Source organism: Chitinophaga rhizosphaerae (assembly GCF_003958645.1).
GTDB classification, from domain to species: domain Bacteria; phylum Bacteroidota; class Bacteroidia; order Chitinophagales; family Chitinophagaceae; genus Chitinophaga; species Chitinophaga rhizosphaerae.
In genome coordinates this window covers 18462-37451 of record NZ_RXLO01000015.1, presented here as the reverse complement: position 1 = coordinate 37451, position 18990 = coordinate 18462, and the positions used below count along the sequence as shown (strand labels likewise).

Sequence of the window (18990 nt, the reverse complement as noted above, 5' to 3'; positions counted from 1 at the left end):
GCCGACTGTTGTCTTCACGGACGACGCTACTCTTTATTGCCCTTACCTTACCGGTCCAGCTGCTGCCCGCGCAGGCGCTGTACGCCCGCCAGCAGGAAACGGCCGGTTTCCAAAAGGAACCCGTCGAGAAGGTTTTCAAAGCTTTGGGCGCCCGGTACAAGGTCCGCTTCTTCTATTCCGGTTCCGTGGCCGCGAAGAACGCCGTCATTTCCATGCCGCAAAACATCCGCAGCCTCGAGGAAGCGTTGCAGTACCTGTCGGAGCATTATGATTTCCTGTTCCGGCAGCAGGACAATATGATCAGCGTGAGCCTGAAAAGCGCCCGCTCGCTCGACCCCGTGTACCAGGAACGCATCGTGAAAGGGCGCGTGGGCCTGCTCGACGGCGACCGGATCATTTATGCGCCCGGTGTCACGGTTCGCGAGAGCGGCACCACCAGCGCCACCATCACCGATGAAAAGGGATATTTCAATCTCAGGCTGAAAGGCAACTCGTCGCAGCTCATCATCAGTTATCTCGGATATGAAACCAGCCAACAGGAAGCAGGTGCCAATACCATGCTCAACGTGACGCTGAAACCCGCCGTCCAGGCCATCCGCGAAGTGATCATCTCCACCGGCTACCAATCCCTTGCAAAGAAAAACACCACCGGCGCATATTCCTCCCTTTCACCGCAGGAGATCGAGCGCAGGAGCAGCCAATCCCTCAACCAGATCCTCGAAGGCAGCATCCCCGGCCTTACGCTGGCCACAAGGTATACCGGGCTGGCGCGCGACCGCCAGGCCGCCGGTGTGGACCTGCAGTTGCGCGGCGGCAGCGCCATCGCTGTAGACAGGAACCAGCCGCTGATCGTGGTAGACGGGTTCCCGGTGAACCAGTTGCCGGACAATATGAACGACGTGGAAAAGATCGACGTGCTCAAAGACGCAGCAGCCGCCGCCATCTGGGGAGCGCGTGCGTCCAACGGTGTGATCGTTATCACCACCCGGCGCGGAAAAGACGGGAAGGTCCGTATCAACTACGCCGCCAATACGTATTTCACGCAGCGGCCCGATTATTCGAAACTGCATCGCGCCTCGTCTGCCGATATTATGGATTATGACAAGGAACTGTATGACAAAGGCTACGTCATGCCCGTGCTCTTCGAAGGCAGTCCCAACGGCTATTCCCCGTCTTTCGACCTGCTTTTCCGTCTCGACCGCGGCGACATCGACGCCACTGAATTCGCCCGGCTGCAGGATTCCCTCGGCGGTATTTCCAATCAAAGCCAGATCCGCGACCAGTTGACGCGGACCGGCTTGCGGCAGAACCATTACCTTTCACTTTCCGGTGGCAGTGACCGTTACCGGTACATCATTTCCGGTTCATACGATAACAACAAACCGAACTTCCCCGGCAACAAAGACGAATCGTTCCAGCTCAATACCCGCAGCGATCTCGAAGTTACCCGCAACCTCCGTTTCAGCGTAGACGTCAACGCGGTGTTTGCCAACGCGAAAACGGGATCGAGTTCCAATTTCGACATCCAGCAACTGCCGCCTTACCAGTTGCTGCTCGATGGACAGGGGAACTACATCCGCGAGTTCATTGCATTCAACCAGGCCGCCAATTCGGACATCAAAAGCATGGGATATCTCGACAACGGCCGCAACCTCCTCGAGGAAGCCAGGCTGGCCAACAATGCCACCAGGCGCTTCGGCATCCGCACGAAAATTGGCGGGCAATGGAAAATCTGGAAGGGCCTCACGTTCAATACCGACTTCCTGTTCGACCGGTTGAAGACCAGCGGTAAAAACATCATGGACAAGAATTCCTATGCCGCCCGGTCCTACATCAACCGCTACGCCAACGTAGAAAACGGGAAAGTGGTTTTCAACATCCCCAACGGCAACATCCTCGACCAGACCGAAAGCACCAACAACAACTGGGCGCTGCGTTCCCAACTGAATTATACCACGCTCATCGATTCCAGGCATTTCATCAATGTGATCGCCGGTTACGAAATGAAGAAAAATGTGACGGAAGGGTTCGGGTTCAGAAAATTCGGGTATGACGACGAGCTCCTGGCATGGCAATTCATCGACCAGAAGAAACTGGCAATGCCGGGGCTGGTATGGTGGAACGGCCGCCCGCTCAGCTCCTTCGACCCCAACGCCCTGGACAGGTTCAATCAAAACGACGTGCGCGAACGCTCCTATTACGGGACCGCTGCATATACGTACGACGACCGCTATACCTTTACCGCCAGCTATCGTGTAGACCAGTCGAACATGTTCGGTGCCGACCCCAAATACCGCCGTACCCCGTTATGGTCGGTGGGCGGCGCCTGGAACATCGCCGGGGAATCATTCTTCAAAGTGCCTGCCGTGAACACCCTGAAACTCCGCGTGACCGCGGGCCTCACGGGCAACTACGACCGCACCACCACGCCCAAGCTGGTAGCTACCCGCAGCTTCCAGGCCTCCCTGGGCGACTACCGCGCCCGCGTCGACTATTATAACCCCAAACTGCGCTGGGAGCGCACCCGGACGATCAATACCGGCCTGGATGTGGGGTTGCTGAAAAACAGGTTCCAGGTTTCGGTAGATTATTACAACCGTTTCGGATACGATCTCCTCGGCTCCGTGGTCCTCGATCCTACCGTTGGGTTCACCCAGTTCAGGATCAACGCTTCGGAGATGACCAACAAAGGGCTCGACCTGGCAATCGAGGCCAAAATCATCGAAGGGCGCAAGTTCCGATGGTCGTCTCGCCTGAACGCAGGATACAACCGCAACAAGATCACCGACAACAAGATCCAGGACCCCAGCCCGACGATCAGCCGCGTGACCGGTGGCGGCACCTATGTGGAAGGTTACGCCCGCGAAGCACTGTGGAGCTACCGCTGGGCGGGGCTCGACGAGCGCGGCAATCCGCAGGTGTACGGCGACAAAGACGAGAAGGTGAAGCAGGCGGTGTTTTCCTCGCTGGTGAACAATGGCGTGTACAGGGCGCCTTATAGCGGAGGGTTTACGAACATCTTCCATTACAAAGACCTTTTCGCCAGCGCTTTCCTGACCTACAACTTCGGCCACATCATCCGCCGGTACACACCTGATATGAACGGTCTTGCCTTCGGCACCAACTACGACGCACGCGTTTCCGAGCGCTGGCGCAAACCGGGAGACGAAGCCTTCACCGACCTGGCGGCCATCACCCCATCGTGGGGACCGGACGATTTCTATGACGGCCGCGAACGTGCGATCCAGTATTCTACCAACAGCGAAATGCCCGGCGCATATATCCGCCTCCGCGAAATCCAGCTCGGGTACAAACTGCCCGCGGCACTCATCAAGCGCACGTTCCTGCAAAGCGTATCGTTCGTAGCGCAGATGAACAATGTGGCGCTCTGGAAGAAAAACAAATTCGGCATCGATCCAGAAGCGGTAGACCCCGTGACAGGCACTTACTTCCTGCCCGAACCCCGCGTAACCACATTCACTTTAAGGGTTGAACTGTAAAAATGAAGCACATGAAAAAAATCACACTCTATATCGCCGCGGCGCTCACGCTCACCGCGGGCGGCTGCAAGAAATTCCTCGAAGTGACGCCGAAAGGGAAAGTACTGCCCACCACCGTAACCGATTATGAAATGTTCATGAACGACCTGCTACTGGCCGATGCGGGATACATCATCACCGAATTCGCGACAGACGACCTCCTGCTCAACGACGAATTTGCGCGGAACAACAGCCGCAGTTCAAAAACCTACCTCTGGCAGAAAGAAACCATGCTGATCACCGATGTTGATGCCGACTGGAACCGTATGTATTCCAACATCTTCTATTGCAATCTCGTGCTCGATAAAATCGACGGCGCCACGGAAGGCACGGCTGAAGATAAAGCCCGGCTCAAGGCCGAAGCGAAAATCCACCGCGCATGGTACTACTTCCACCTCGCCAATATCTATGGCAAGGAATACACGCCGGCAACCGCAGGCACCGACCTCGGCGCCCCCTTGCTGCTCATCCCCGACCTGGAAGCCAAAACCTCCCGCGCAACGGTGCAGGCCATGTACGACCAGGTGCTCAAAGACCTGAATGACGCCATAAATACCGCATCGCTCCCCGAAAAGGGCCGCAACTTCGTGCATCCCGGCAAAGCCGCCGCCACCGCCCTGCTCGCCCGTGTACAACTCTATATGGGGCATTACGCAGAAGCTAAAACCGCCGCCGAAAAAGCGTTAACCTACAACGCAACACTGCTCGATCATAACACCTTCGTATTCGCCAACCCGGCAAAACCCTACAACGGCGTTACCAACAGGCCCTCGGCGGAAAATCACCCGGAAAACCTCTTCACCCGCAACAACGGGCAAACCAACAGTTTCACCCGTTTCATGATCAGCCCCGAACTGCTGGGCATCATGGGTGAAAAAGATCTCCGTTTCGTATTCAATTTCACCCGCATCCCGCCATCGGCGGCCACCCCGGCCGGAGCGTTCCCGGATTATCTCCGCGGAGCCGTGAACTTCAGCATCGGCGTGCCCGAGATGATGCTCATCAAAGCCGAAGTACTGGCCCGCAATAATGAGAAAGACGGCGCCGTAGCCCTGCTGAACACCATCCGCCAGAAACGTTTCAAACCCGGCGAATACACGCCCCTTTCCGCCGCCACCGCAGACGAAGCGCTGCAACTCGTGCTCCGGGAAAGAAGGCTGGAACTGCTCTACAAGGGCGTACGGTTGTTCGACCTGAAACGTCTGAACGCGGATCCCCGTTTCAGGAAGGACCTTTCGCGCCAGCACAACGGCCAGACGTATTCCCTGCCCGCCGGCTCGCCGAATTACCTGATGGAGATCGCGCCGAAAACAATCCAGATCAACCCTGCCATTCTTCCCAATATCAGAAACTAACCATTCCTGCCCGGGGCACGTCTTGCCCCGGGCTTAACCCGTTCCCACATGAAAACATCATTATACACCGCCGCCTTCCTCTTATCCGTTTCCAGCGGGTTTGCCCAGCAATTGCGGATCTCCACGCCCCTGCACACCGACGGGTCGAAAGTGACGGTCTATCGCGAATGGCCAACGCGCCAGCTCATCGACACGCCGCTCGTGAACGACGGACGCATTTCCATCCGGTTGCCCGACAGCGGACGGGCCGTGTATTCCGTTCAGCTGCGGAAGCCCTGGGCCAGCGCTACCGTATTCTCATCGCGCCAGCCCATCGACATCGTCATCGGGAAAGACACGCAAGTTGCCGTAAGGGGCGATGCGGTACTGCAAAAACTCGTTTCCTTCGAAAAAAGCCTCAAGCCGCTCGAAGCCGAATGGAACCGGGCCGGTACGGAATACGGCAATACGCAGGACATGGAAAAGAAACTCGTGCTTAGCGAAAAAATCAACCGCATGGCCGATGAAGTCCAGCAAAAACGGCTCAACTTCTCATTGCAGAACGCAGGTAACCTCGCCGGCGCCTGGAGCGCCTGGCAATACGCTTTTGCATGGAACGGCGCTTCCCTCACCAGGCTCATCCCCTCCTTCCGCCAGCAGCCATGGGCTGCCGCCACGCTCGCCAAATTGCAGGACAAACAGGCCGAAGCCGCCCTCGTCAATATGACCGGCAAACCTGCCCCCGCATTCGCTTTGCGATCGCTCGACGGGAATGTGGTGCGGCTGGACAGCCTGCTGGCCGGCAACCGTTACGTGTTGCTCGACGTATGGGCATCCTGGTGCACGCCCTGCCGCGCGGGCAACCGAAAGCTCGCGCCGCATTATGCCGCGCTGAAGAAAAAAGGCATTGAAATCGTTTCCGTTTCGGTGGATGAAAAAGACGACCTGTGGCGGAAAGCCGTGGCAGCCGATAAAATCCCCTGGCCGCAGCTGGTAGCGCCGGAAGGCATGAAAAGCGGGATCGTGGCGGATTACAAAGTGCAATCGCTGCCCGCTACTTTCCTGATCGACAAGTCCGGAAAAATCATCCGGCAGCATGTAGAATTACCTGAACTCGAAAAAATAGACTGATGCGATACACTGTATTGTTTGTTTTGATTTTAATGGGCGGGACGGGCGCTTCGGCACAACAGCTCCTCCTGAAGAACGTGACGGTCATTGACGGCGACGCCGCCGTGCAACCGAGGCGCGCGTCCGTGCTCATCAACAACGGTGTTATCCGGGAAATCTACACCAAAGTTCCCCGGAAACTCCCCAACACTGAAACGATCGACTGCTCCGGACGCTTCCTCGCACCCGGCCTCACAGACGCCCACGTTCACCTGGCCACCGTCATAGACGAAGACCTTTCCAAAGCACGGCAAGAGACAGACAGCATTTTGGAAAATATGGTGCGCCATGGCATCACCTCCGTCCGCGACATGGCCGGAGACGCGCCCTACCTCGCCGCCCTGAAGCGCGACGTACGTTCCGGCAAAACCATCGGGCCGGATATTTACTACGCCGCACAGTTTGCCGGGCCGGGATATTTCGACCTGATCCGCCGGTCGGGAAGAGACGGCGATCTTGGCAACAGCGCGTGGTATAAGGCTATTTTTCCGGGGGTGGACTTGCCGGCGGCGATGAAAGCGGCGCGCGATGCGGGTGTTTCCGGCATCAAGATCTACGCCGACCTCAGCGCCCAGCACCTCCGCGACATCACTACCGCCGCCCACCAGGCCGGTTTACAGGCCTGGAGCCACGCCGTCGTGTTTCCCTGCAAACCGGAAGCAGGCGTAGAAGCAGGCGTCAACAGCATGTCGCACGCCAATGATTTCGCGTTCCAGCAACTGCCCGGCGATACGCTCGAGATCGGCAAATCCTGGGGCGCGCTGTACAAAAAGGATTTCCGGCTGGATACCGTTGTGATAGAAAAACTCGTGCAACGCATGGCAGCCAAATCCATCTTCCTCGACCCCACCGTTTTCCATGCCGAAAACAACAAGATGCACAGCGCCGCCGCCGTAACCCGGATCGCGCATCGCAATGGCGTAAAAATCGTGACCGGCACCGACTGGATCTATCCTACAACCGGCGAAGTACCGCTGCTCCAGGAAATGCTGCTGCTCCAGCAAAAATGCGGGATGAATGCGGCGGAGATTATCCAGGCGGCTACGCTCAACAGCGCCAACGTTTGCGGTGTCTACAACCACGGCAGGGTGCGCCCCGGCATGCGGGCAGACCTCCTGCTGCTCGACGCCGATCCGCTGCAAGACCTCCGCGCGCTGTTCCGGCCCGTGCAGGTGTTCCTGAAAGGCAAACCCGTTCTTTAATAGATAGTGGTCAAATAAGTAAAAGCCCGCCGGAATTGACCTGACGGTATTATTTCCTGTCTGACATGACGCGATATGCAGGGTCTTCGATGATATTAACATCGATTACCGATGCCGCGCTGGTCAATAACCGCCTGCAATCGTCGCTAAGATGCCGGAGATGCAGTTTTTTACCGGCCTGCGCGTACCGTTCCGTGAGTTTATTCAATGCGTCGATCCCGCTCATATCCGCGACCCTGCTATCTTTAAAGTCGATAATCACTTCTGCCGGATCGCCCGGGACGTCGAACTTTTCATTAAATGCCGATACGGAACCGAAGAATAAGGGGCCGTAGATTTCGTAATGTTTCACCCCCTGGTCATCGATGTATTTCCTGGCGCGGATCCTTTTGGCGCTCTCCCAGGCAAACACCAGCGCGGAGATGACGACCCCGATAAGGACGGCCAGCGCCAGGTTGTGTAACCATACGGTAATCACCGCTACCAATATACCGACAAAAATATCCTGCCGGGGCATTTTATTGATGATCCGGAAGCTGGCCCATTCGAACGTGCCGATGGCCACCATGATCATTACGCCCGTCAAAGCCGCCATAGGCAACAGTTCTATAACAGGCGCACCAAAAAGTATGATGATGAGTATCGTGAGGGAAGCGATGATACCGGACAAGCGCGCCCGGGCGCCCGCAGAAAGGTTCACCAGCGTTTGCGCGATCATCGGGCAACCACCCATTCCGGTAAAGAAGCCATTGGCGATATTGGCCGCTCCCTGCGCCATACATTCCCGGTTGCTGTTCCCCTTCGTTCCGGTCATTTCATCCACCAGGTTCAAAGTCAGCAGCCCCTCCGTAAGCCCAACTCCAGCCATGATCAGTGCATATGGGGCGATGATCGTGAGTGATTCCAGGCTAAAGGGGATCATCGGGATATGGAAAGCCGGGAAACCGCCGCTCACCGAAGCAATGTCTTTCACTGTTTTCGTATCGATCCCGAAAACCAGCACCAGTACAAACACAACTACAATGGCCACCAGCGACGGCGGCACCTGCTTCGTTATCCTGGGCGTTATCAGCACGATCCCGATGGTTAAGGCTACCAATCCTGCCATGATCAGCAGCGGCGTTCCCGCGAGCCATTCGGATTGTCCGTTCACCGACGTTTTGAACTGTTCCAACTGAGCCATAAAAATGATCACGGCCAATCCGTTCACGAAACCGTACATCACGGGCTGCGGTACGAGGCGAATGAACTTCCCCCATTTCAACACCCCGATCAGGAACTGGATCAACCCCGCCATCGCTATGGCGCCGAATACATATTCTATACCGTGCGATCGCATCAGGGCGATCAGCACAACCACCGTAGCGCCCGCTCCACCGGAAATCAATCCCGGCCTCCCCCCCAGCACGGAAGTTACCAGGCCCATGATAAATGCCGCATACAGCCCTACCAAAGGCGGGAAACCTGCGAGAATGGCGAATGACAGCGATTCCGGCATCATTGTCATAGCAACGGTTAGGCCGGCGAGTATTTCATGCCGGTAATTGATCTTCGTAGAAAAATCGAACAAGTTGAAGTACGCCTTCATATCAAATTTTGAATATTACATGTGCGGATACCGGTACGAACTGGCAGGCCCATGCGAAGCAATGAGCGGTCATGATCAGGATTTGGCGATCATGGTGGCGTAACGGGGGAAAATGAGGTTCGTCTTTTCATCCGGATGCGAAGGTATAAAAAAAAAATTGCGCCGGGCCCAAAAGAGCCCGGCGCCTGTATGTATATCAAGGACGCTTTTATCGTACCGGGATGAACAGCACTGCATCCGCGACCACAACCCCATCCGCACCGTCTGTCGTGATTTCCACATATCCTTTCCCGCCTTTGGTGAGCTTCACCGTACCCAGGTCTACCCACTCGCCCGACGTTTGTCCTTCCACCTTCACTGCATCCGCCGCGAAATCCAGCGGTTTCACGGATTTGCCGTCGGTCGATATTTTGATGCTGGTATGGTTCGACATATCCGCCTGTTTGGGCACATAGGAATACACCTTGTAGATGCCGCTGCGCACTACTTTCGGCGTGAAGCGCACCGTGCCGGCGGCGCCTTTTTCCGACACATAGGCCGACGGGCCGTACGCGCCGCGGTTGATCTTCTTCCAGTTGCCGGTCACGGTCACCTGCTGCTGATCGTCGTTATCCACGAGGATCTCCGCCGTGGCGTTGGTAGCCAGGGGCCGCGCGCGCAAGGTTTCCCGGAGCTTGGCTACGTCTACCTGCTGTACCGTCTGCTTCGCGTCGATAGCCATGGACGCGGCAGTGGCGGCCGATTGGCCCAGCACCATGAACACCGGCTCCATTCGGATGGAACCGTAAGCGATGTGGGAGGCCGACAGGCAAATGGTTACCAGCACGTTGCCGCAATCTTCCGCTTTCGGGATGATGGAACGGTACGAAATAGGGTAAGGCCCGAACCCGCCGATCTGTACATCGCCTTCGTTTTTCACCATGCCGTCTACGATGATGCGCTGGCAGTTGTGGGAATCCATGGTATAGGCGGCCATGCCCACGCCATCGTCGACCGTTGCGCGGCCTTCGCAATTGGCCTGCGTCATCACGTAAGCGCCGACCATGCGGCGCGCTTCGCGGACGTACATCTGCGGCGACCAGTTCCCGAATTCCACATATTCATCTTTCGGATACCCCCATTGCAACATTTCCTTGCGGAGATTTTCGGGCATGCGGGGATCGTGGCCGATGAAATACAGCAACCCTTTATTGTACAGCTCGTGCGCTTTCGTGATGTTGGCGCGGGTAGCATAATCCGCTTCGGGATAGTTCCAGTTCATGCCGATCATGTCGGTGGAAAAGGAACCGTTGTTGTTGATGTCCGTTTTATGATTCGGCATGCGGTCGAATTTGAGGATGCCGTTGAGGTTGCCCGGTTTGATGCGGTTCACCACCCGCAGCAGCAGTTCGTAGCGCGTGGAGTCATATCCTTCCGGACGGGTGATGGGCACCCTGTTTTCTGGCTGGTTGGACAGGCAGATGCGGAAATTGTAGGCCTGGACTTTTTTGTCGCCCACGCCCTGTGCTGCCAGGGGCTCGGTGCTGATGCCCCAGAGCACACCGCTGGTGGGGTCGCCGGGGATTTTGTAGGGATCGATGCCTTCGGGGAACTGGTGCTTGTCGCGCAGTTGCACGCCGTTATACGTTTCGCCGTACTGCGCATTGGCTTCGCGGCCCACCGTGTAGGAAATGCCCGCCAGCGCGAGGAGGTCGCCTTCGTAGGAGCAATCGATATACATTTTCGCGCGGACGGTGGAGACTTTGGGAGTCCCTCCCACGGAGGATTCCAGTTGTATTTCCGTCACCTTGCCACCTGATTTCTTCACTTTGGTGATGCGATGGTCATAGACGATATCGAGCGCCGCTTCCTGCACGTATTGCTTAAACACTTTTTCGGCGACGGACGGTTCGAAAATCCAGGTCTCGAATTTCCCGTAATGCTTCCCGATCCTGCGGTAATAATCGCGGGAAATGCCGGAGATGGCGTATTTGTTACCGATGTCGGTATATCCCAAACCGCCGGAAGTGAGGCCGCCGAGGCGTTTGCCGGGCTCTATCACCACCACGGATTTATTCATCTTACTGGCCGTGTAAGCAGCGATCACGCCGGCGGAAGAGCCGCCGTACACACAAATATCCACTTCCCTCACCTGCTGCGCCACTACGCTGCCGGGCAATGCCAGCAGGCAAAACAGTACTGTCTTTCTGATTGTTTGCATCTTTTTTCAATTGGATTAGTAACCGGGATTCTGATCCTTCACGGGATCTATGGCTTTGTTATAATTCGTTTCTATCACCGGGATCGGCCAGAGCAGGTGCCTGTCGGCCATTGTCTTTCCTTTCCCGGCCAGGATGGCCTGTTTGGCGATGCCGAGGCGCTTCAGATCGAGCCACCGCTTCGACTCCCCGCAATTTTCATACCCGCGTTCGCGCACTACCAGGTCGATGAACGCCTGCTTGCCGCTGTAATCGGCCAGTTTGAAATCTACCGCCGGATCGGCCGTCAGGGGATTTTTTCCGTAAGCCCTGCGGCGCACCATATTCAGTTTCTCCATCGCGTCGGCATTCGGCGCACCCGCCTGCGCCACGCATTCCGCATAAAACAGCAGGATGTCGGCATAACGGTACATCGGATAATCGTTCCCCCCGGCCGAAACCGCCTGTTTGTCCTTGAACTTTTTCAGGAGGATGGTGGTAGACCCGAGGCCGAACGTTTGCGGGTACCAGTTAAATGTATAGCGCAGATCGTTCTTATCCCAGCTTTTGATGAAAGGATTTTGTTCCGTATCGCTGTAAAAAGTATAATATCCTCCCGGCGGATAAAACCCGGAATTGGGGTAATGGCAGTACATGGGATACGAAAACCCTTGTCCATTGGGCACCCGCGCATATTTCAGGTAAAATATCTCTTCCGGGGATGTGGATATATCTGCACCGAAAACTTTCTCGAAATCTTCCGCGACATCCACTTTCACGAGGCTGAATTTCCCGGAAGCGATGATGGCGCCCGCCATGTCGCGCGCTTTATCGTACTGGTGCAGGTTCATGTACACATCTGCCAGCAGCGCCCTGGCCGAAGATTTCGACGGCGCGCCGCTCAGCCGCGGGTTATCCGGCAATTTCGGTTCCGCCCATTCCAGGTCTGCCAGGATGAATGCATACACCTGCTCCTCCGAGTTGCGCGCCAGCTCCCGGTCGTTCATGTTCTTTTCATCGCGGACCGGTACGCCGCCCCAGTTGCGGACGAGGTAGAAATAGTTGAGCGCACGCAGGAATTTCGCTTCTGCCAGGTACATATCCACCTGCGCTGGCGACAACTTCTTCCCCAGCGGCGCCCTTTCGATTACGATGTTCGCATTGCGGATGGATTCGTAAAACGCGGCCCACATATCGCCCACGCGGGTCACATTGGTTTGATCGAGCCCCGTGAAATCGTTCAGCGGCGCGTGGCTGCCGCGGCCGTACATGTATTCGGTGTAAATCTCGTGCTGGCATTCATACAATGCGCCGAGCGTGCTGCCGCGGCGGATGGGCACGTAAATGGCGTTGAGGCCCGCTTCCACTTCTGCCGGCGTATTATAGAACAGTTCCGCTGCGATGGACCGCGGTTTTTCCTCGAGCGCGCCGGTACAGCCCGCCATCACCAGCATCGTTAATATCAGTATTGCAATTTGTTTCATAATGGAGGATTGGAAGATGAAAAATGATCAGAACCCGCAGCGGATGCCCACCGTCACCGATTTGCTCATCGGGTAGATGGAATAGTCGATACCTTGCGAGATGGAATTGGAGCCGCCGTAGGCGTTCACTTCCGGATCGTACCAGGAATATTTCGTGAACGTGATGAGGTTTTGCCCGCTCACGTACACCTGTGCGGAACGGAACCATTTCGCCATGTTGGAAACAGGCAGGTTATACGCCAGCTGTATGTTGCGGAAACGCAGGTACGATCCGTCTTCCACGAACCTGGACGACATGTTCGCCGTCAGCGTCCGCGTAATGCGGGGATATTTGGCGTTGGTGTGCTGCGGCGTCCAATGGTTGTCGAACACTTCGCGGGGCAGGTTGAGGCCCATACCGAGGTCCAGCGCGCCAACGCGGTTCAGGTTGAACAGGTCATTGCCCTGCGAGCCCTGGATGAAAACCGTCAGCTCGAACCCTTTATACGAAGTCACGGAATTGAGGCCGTAGATGAAATCCGGGTTGGGATCGCCGATGAAGGTTTTGTCGGCCGCGTTGATCATCCCGTCTTTGTTGATGTCTTCGTACTTAAGGTTCCCCGTTTCCGTGTACCCGATTTCCTTATACCCGTAAAACACGCCCAGGGGCTTGCCTTCGCGTAAAATGTTGATGAAATCCTGTACGGAACCGGTGTAGAATGTTCCGCCGTTGATATCCTGTCCGTTATACAGTTTCAGCACCTTGTTCCGGTTCAGCCCGAGGTTGGCGCTGAGGTTCCACGACACTTCGCGCGCCTGGAACAGGTTCGCTTCCACGCCGATCTCGAAACCCCTGTTCTCGATCTCGCCTACGTTCTGCACGGTGGTAGCATAGCCCATCGAAACGGGCAGTTTCACGTTGTTGAGCAGGTCGCGGGTCTTTTTGTGATACACGTCGAAGGTGAAGCGCAGGTTATTTTTCAGGAACGCCGCATCAACGCCCAGGTCCGCCTGGCGCGTTACTTCCCAGCGGAGATCCCCCGGCAGCGTGGCTCCCGGTGCAAATCCGATCCCCAGCTGATCACCGAAAATGGTATTGAGCGATCCGAGCTGGCGAAGCGTGGAGTATGGCCCGATAGACGGGTTGCCCGACAATCCCCAGCTGGCGCGCACCTTCAGGTCGGAAACAACTTTGGAACGTTTCAGGAACGGTTCGTTGGAAGCCTTCCAGGCGATGGCGGCCGACGGGAAATTCTCCCACTGCTGCCCGTCGGAATAACGGGAAGAACCGTCTCTCCGGATGCTCGCCGTCACCAGATATTTATCCTGGAAGGAATAGTTCACCCGGCCGAGATACGACAGCAGCGCCCATTTCGCGTAGCCGGAAGAAGGGATCCCCGGTGTGAGGGCGCCCTGCAGGTTCCCCGTGTTCACCACATTGGAAAGGAAACCCGTCCCGGAGCCGTTCATGCTCGTCGAAACCTTGTCCTGGTAAGTGAAACCCGCCATGGCCGTGATGGAATGATCGCCGAAAGTATTGGTATACGTAGCCACGTTCTCGTTCAGCAGGCTCGTGTATTGCGAAGTATACACCGCCGCATTGCCGACGTTGTTCGTAGTAGGCTCGATGTTCTGGAACTGGTCTGTCCGGTCGTTCAGATTGTCTATACCGCCGGAAATGCGGATGGAAAGGCCTTTCATCGGCTTGATGGTCAGCGCCGCATTGGCCAGCACGCGATCGCCCTGAATTTTGTCTGTCCGTTCATTGATGAAAACGAGCGGATTGATAATTACGTTCGAGATAAAGGGATACGCCGTGTTCAGGCGGCGGTAGCTGCCGTCCGGCAAATAGGGCGAAAGCGAAGGCGGCGCCATGAGCATCCCCGAGATCAGGTCGCTCCCGCGGTTGCCGAGCCCGGAATTCTGGCGGGCGCTGTTGAGGCGGGTAAGGATCGTGTTGACAGATACGCTGAAAACCTTGCTGATATCGTGCTCGATGTTACCGCGGAGGTTATATCGTTTATAGTCGCTCGTTTTCACGATCCCGTCCTGCAGGAAAGCGGAGCCGGAGAGTGAGAAGCGTGTTTTATCCGTTCCGCCGTTGACGGTGGCGCTGAAATTGTAGATCGGCGCCGTGCGCAGCACGATGTCCTGCCAGTCGGTACCGGGATTTTTGCTCAGGCTGTCGATATGCGCTTGCGTGAAATACTCCGCCACACCGTCGTTGCGGGCCTGTTCGTTATACAGGAGCGCATATTCGCGGGCGTTCATGAGGTCCATTTTTTTGGAAACGAACTGCCAGGTGTATCCCGCGTCGATGTCTACTTTCGTCCGTTCGCCTTTCCGGCCGCCTTTGGTGGTGATCATCACCACGCCATTGGCGCCGCGCGATCCGTAGATGGCGGTGGAAGAGGCGTCTTTGAGGATTTCCATCGACTCGATATCCGCATTTTGCAGGAAAGTAGGATTGCCGTCGTACGGGAAACCGTCGATCACATACAGCGGTTCGTTGCCGCCGAGGATGGAGTTGGTGCCGCGGATGCGGACGGAAACCCCGCCGCCCGGGGAGCCGCCGTTCTGGATCACGCGAACACCGGCCGCACGGCCGTTAAGGGCTTGCATGATGTTGGTGGACGGGAATGCATTGATCTCTTTGGATTTCACCTGGCTGAGGGAACCGGTGAGGTCGCTTTTCCGGACGGTGCCGTACCCCACTACCACGAACTCGTCTGCACTGGCGGCCTGTGCCGTGAGCGTAAACTGCATGGGTTGCCCGATCAGTGCGGTTTTCTCGGCGCTTTTAAACCCGATGTAGGTGACTTCGATCACCGTTCCCCGCGCCACGCGCAGTTTGAAATAGCCTTCGGCGTCGGTCACCGTACCCTGGGAACCGCTGCCTTTTACGGCCACCGTGGCACCGGGGAGCGGCGAGCCTTCGACGTCGAGCACGCGGCCGGTGATATTGAGCATCGTATCCTGGACGAATACTTTTACGGGAGACAAAGGGGAGAAAACGGTCCGCTGTTCCTTGATAACGATATTTTTCCCGATGATCGAATAGGAAAGCGGCTGGCCTTTGAGCACCAGTTCCACGGCTTCTTCCAGCGGAAGGTTGTTCGCCTTCACGTTGATGCGCGGCGCTTTGTCGATCAGCAGATGATCATAAAAAAATACGTAGCCTGTTTGTTTTTCGATCGTCCGGAAGAGTTTTTCGAGAGAGGCGTTCTTTTCCGAAAGCGAGACCTGCTGCGCCAGGCTTTTTGCGCTCACCTGCAGGCACGCAGCGAATAGCAAAATGGCGGAAAACTTCATACACAACAGCGTTTTGTAAATCCATCGCCGCGTAAAATACCGCGTACAAATAGCACTAATTTGCATAATTTTGGTTTGTTAGGGTAATAAAAGTCCCGCCTGGCTGAAAGGCCAGGAACGTGGAATACCGTGGAAATCCATTTGTCATGGTTTGCCCTTACATCCTTGCCGGGTCCGACTGCCATCGGGTCCGGTTTTTTTTATGGGCGAAACCGTTTACGGAGAGATTATGTCGGTTTTTTCTTCATAACGATTATGACGGTGGAATGATGATAGATGATTATGGTATAACGATGATCTTTTTCCCTTCTATTCTGAACCGGATGCCGCTAAGCTCCAGGATTTTCAATACGTCTTTCACACTGCTGCTCCGCGCTATCTTACCACCGAATTCACGGTCGGGAACAGCGCCTTCGTAGGAGATCTCCGCATCGTACCACCGCCCTACCTGGCGCATGACGCCGGGCAGCGATTCGTGGTTGAAATGGAAATACCCGTTCTTCCAGGCCACGGCTTCCTCCACATCCACCCCGTCCTGGATGCTCATGTTCCCGGCGGGATGGGCAGTTACCTGCTGGCCGGGGCGCATGTCCAGCGAATGGCCGCCCTGGCCCACCTTCACGGCGCCTTCGAGCAAGGTGGTGCGCACGGTGGCTTCGTCTTCATACGCCATCACGTTGAAATGCGTGCCGAGCACCTGTACCGTCATGTCTTTCACCTGCACGCGGAACGGCTGCTGCACATTCTTCGCGATCTCGAAATACGCCTCGCCGCGAAGTTCCACCACGCGTTCCTTGCCGTTGAAAGCCGTCGGGAACCGTAGGGACGATGCGGCATTCAGCCAAACGGACGAGCCATCGGGCAGGATGATGCGGAATTGTCCGCCGCGGGGCGTGGCCAGCGTGTTGTAGGCCACTTCTCCCTGCGCGCCGGCGCCCTGGTAGGCCAGTTGCCCGCTGTCCAGCTTGATGACCTGCACATCGCCCTGGCTGGCGATGGCGCCGTTGCCTGCCGTATCCAGCGTGATGGCCTGGCCGCCTGCGAGGTACAAAACCGCCTTGTTGCCGCCCGGGACCACCTGCAGTTGGGCCTCCGCGGCCGCCACAAGGGGTTTGGGACCGGATGTACGCATCCAGAAAAACGCGACGGCGGCGATCGCCAGTACGGCTGCCGCAGCCCAGACGGGACGCATTTTCCGGACGATGGCTGGCTGCCGAACGGGTTTGCCGGCGCCGGAAAGTATCCGGTGGCGGATGGCGTCCATCCGCGCGGGGTCTGCCTGGCCGTGCGCCGATTTGTCGCGCAGCATGCCGCCCACGGCCTGCTCCCATTGCCGGCGCATGTCCGGATCGCCGAGCGAGTCCAGCAGCCGGGAGGCTTCTTCCTGGCTCAGTTCTTCGTTCAGGTAACGTTTGAGTAAGTTGGAAAATGTCTGTTGGTCCATAACGTGCGATCGGGTTGCCGGCGGGGCCGGTTCGTATGGTAAAGACGCACAGCTCCGCGAAAGGGAGGTGCCGGAATCGAAAAAAATTTTTCAGGAAAGTAAAATCAGCGCCCAAAGCGCGCTCATAGCTCCGGAGGGATGGTTGGAAAGGGCTTTCCGCAGCGTGGCGATGGCCTGTACGATATAACTTTTAATGGTAATCCGTGAAACGCCCATGGTGGTGGCGATCTCTTCGTGCCGCATCCCTTCGAACCGGCTGAGGGTGAACGCCCGCTGCTGTTGCGGCGGCAGTTGCCGGATAGCGGTCAGCACGCATTGTTCCAGTTCCCGGAATTCCGCTGCATGATCGGCCTGCTGCCCGCCACCTTCGTGAAGGAACTGGAGCACGTATCGCCGGTAGGCATCGCCCGATGCGAGTTTACGGAAACGGGTGTAGATGAGGTTGCGGGCTGTGATGAAAAGATACCCTTCCAGCCGCGCCACTTCCTCCAGCTCCGCCCGCTTTTCCCACAGAATGGTGAATACGTCCTGCGCAATGTCTTCCGCGATGGAAGCAGATTTTGTGAGGGCCAGCGAGGTGGAATAAACGGCATCCCAATACCGGTCGAACAGCGTACGGAACGCCTCTTCGTCGCCACGGGCGAGAAGGCGCAGCATTTCGCTATCAGGATGTGGAATTTCGTGCATGACCGGAAAAAAGAAATTGGCTGATAAACTGTGGAAATAAAATTAGTAAAAATTCCGAAGCCACAAATTATAAAAGCCCCGGCAAAAAACCGGGGCTATGCACAACATGCGGGATCGTTCCCAAATTCGATCAGGGATTGCGGAAAGAGCCACGAAAAAATACTATCTGCGGTAAACGGTCACTTTCAAAAACGTAGCAGGGATCAGCGTGGTGCCGGCGGTGCCGCTTTCATTCCTGTCATTGAACAAGGTTTCCAGCTCCTGCTGCAATTCGGCCGCTTTCCCGTTCTTCTCCGCGGCTTCGTAGGCATTCATGGTAGGGCCGTAAAACTGGCGGAAGCGGCCGAGGAATTCGGTGGGCGAACAATCGATCCCGAAATGGAAGGTTTCCCTTTCGAAGGAAATATCGTCCTTCGACACGCCGGCGTTCACGAAACGCTGTGTCACGTGGTCTTCCACGCCCCAGAGCATCGGGCTCACGAAACCCTCGGGCGGCGGCGGTGTGTAGGCGGAACTGATCTTCAGTATCTGCGCCACCAGCGTCGGATCTCCCGGGATCCAGTTGCCCATGACGATGCGGCCGCCGGGCCGGGTCACGCGCACCAGTTCGCTGGCCACATCTTGCGGTTTTGGCGCGAACATGGCACCGAAAATGCTCACGGCCAGGTCGAACTGCTGATCGCCGATGCCCTCCAGGTTGGAGGCATCGCCTTCACGGAACTCAATGTTGGCGAGCTTCTCCGCCTCGGCACGCCGCTTTCCGGCCGCCACCAGGTTGCTGGCGATATCAACACCGAGCACCTCCGCGCCCAGCTTCGCTTCGGGAATGGCCGTGGTACCGTCGCCACAACCCAGGTCCAGCACCTTCATGCCCGGGGAAACACCCAGCCGGGATACGAGCGCCGCACCGCTTTCGCGCATGCTCTCCGCAATTTTGGTGAAATCGCCTTTCTCCCATAACGCTTTGTTTGGATTCATTTTGATTGGATTTTAACATGAAAAAATTCGTGTCGCCACGATTGGGGTTTATTAAATGTGTATGATTTGGGGTGATGTTGACAAATGCGAAATTAA

The 18990-nt window shown here is 56.6% G+C and carries 11 protein-coding genes; 4 read left to right on the top strand and 7 right to left on the bottom strand.

Annotation, left to right across the window (positions count from 1 at the left end):
• Nucleotides 1–8: 8 nt before the first annotated feature.
• The 4 genes from EJ361_RS23605 to EJ361_RS23590 are packed head-to-tail and all read left to right on the top strand — an operon-like array spanning nucleotide 9 to nucleotide 7245.
• The gene (locus EJ361_RS23605; protein WP_164714399.1) at nucleotides 9–3500 is read left to right on the top strand and encodes a SusC/RagA family TonB-linked outer membrane protein; all 3492 of its coding nucleotides are present in this window, start codon (nucleotides 9–11) and stop codon (nucleotides 3498–3500) included.
• 11 nt (nucleotides 3501–3511) lie between these two features.
• Nucleotides 3512–4894 carry a RagB/SusD family nutrient uptake outer membrane protein gene (locus EJ361_RS23600; protein WP_164714398.1) on the top strand — a complete coding sequence of 461 codons (1383 nt, stop codon included), beginning with the start codon at nucleotides 3512–3514 and terminating at the stop codon, nucleotides 4892–4894.
• Between the two features lie 48 nt (nucleotides 4895–4942).
• Nucleotides 4943–6004 carry a TlpA family protein disulfide reductase gene (locus EJ361_RS23595; RefSeq protein ID WP_126249027.1) on the top strand — a complete coding sequence of 354 codons (1062 nt, stop codon included), beginning with the start codon at nucleotides 4943–4945 and terminating at the stop codon, nucleotides 6002–6004.
• Entirely contained in the window at nucleotides 6004–7245 is a 1242-nt protein-coding gene (locus tag EJ361_RS23590; RefSeq protein WP_126249025.1) for an amidohydrolase family protein, read from the top strand. The genes EJ361_RS23595 and EJ361_RS23590 overlap by 1 nt, the downstream gene beginning before the upstream one ends.
• Nucleotides 7246–7294: 49 nt before the next feature.
• Here the strand turns inward: EJ361_RS23590 and EJ361_RS23585 are convergent, their stop codons facing one another.
• From EJ361_RS23585 to EJ361_RS23555, 7 genes are all read right to left on the bottom strand, one after another.
• Nucleotides 7295–8833: a SulP family inorganic anion transporter gene (locus EJ361_RS23585; protein WP_126249023.1), complete on the bottom strand. Its 1539-nt coding sequence runs from the start codon at nucleotides 8831–8833 to the stop codon at nucleotides 7295–7297.
• 208 nt (nucleotides 8834–9041) lie between these two features.
• Entirely contained in the window at nucleotides 9042–11033 is a 1992-nt protein-coding gene (locus EJ361_RS23580; RefSeq protein ID WP_126249021.1) for an FAD-dependent oxidoreductase, read from the bottom strand.
• 15 nt (nucleotides 11034–11048) lie between these two features.
• Nucleotides 11049–12494: a RagB/SusD family nutrient uptake outer membrane protein gene (locus EJ361_RS23575; protein WP_126249019.1), complete on the bottom strand. Its 1446-nt coding sequence runs from the start codon at nucleotides 12492–12494 to the stop codon at nucleotides 11049–11051.
• 27 nt (nucleotides 12495–12521) lie between these two features.
• Entirely contained in the window at nucleotides 12522–15785 is a 3264-nt protein-coding gene (locus tag EJ361_RS23570; RefSeq protein ID WP_205687097.1) for a TonB-dependent receptor, read from the bottom strand.
• Between the two features lie 280 nt (nucleotides 15786–16065).
• The gene (locus tag EJ361_RS23565; protein WP_126249015.1) at nucleotides 16066–17229 is read right to left on the bottom strand and encodes a FecR family protein; all 1164 of its coding nucleotides are present in this window, start codon (nucleotides 17227–17229) and stop codon (nucleotides 16066–16068) included.
• 90 nt (nucleotides 17230–17319) lie between these two features.
• Nucleotides 17320–17916 (bottom strand): RNA polymerase sigma factor, encoded by a 597-nt coding sequence (locus EJ361_RS23560; RefSeq protein ID WP_126249013.1) that lies wholly within the window; start codon nucleotides 17914–17916, stop codon nucleotides 17320–17322.
• A gap of 162 nt (nucleotides 17917–18078) precedes the next feature.
• Nucleotides 18079–18894, bottom strand: coding sequence for a class I SAM-dependent methyltransferase (locus EJ361_RS23555; protein WP_126249011.1), 816 nt, complete (start codon nucleotides 18892–18894; stop codon nucleotides 18079–18081).
• Between the last annotated feature and the right edge of the window lie 96 nt (nucleotides 18895–18990).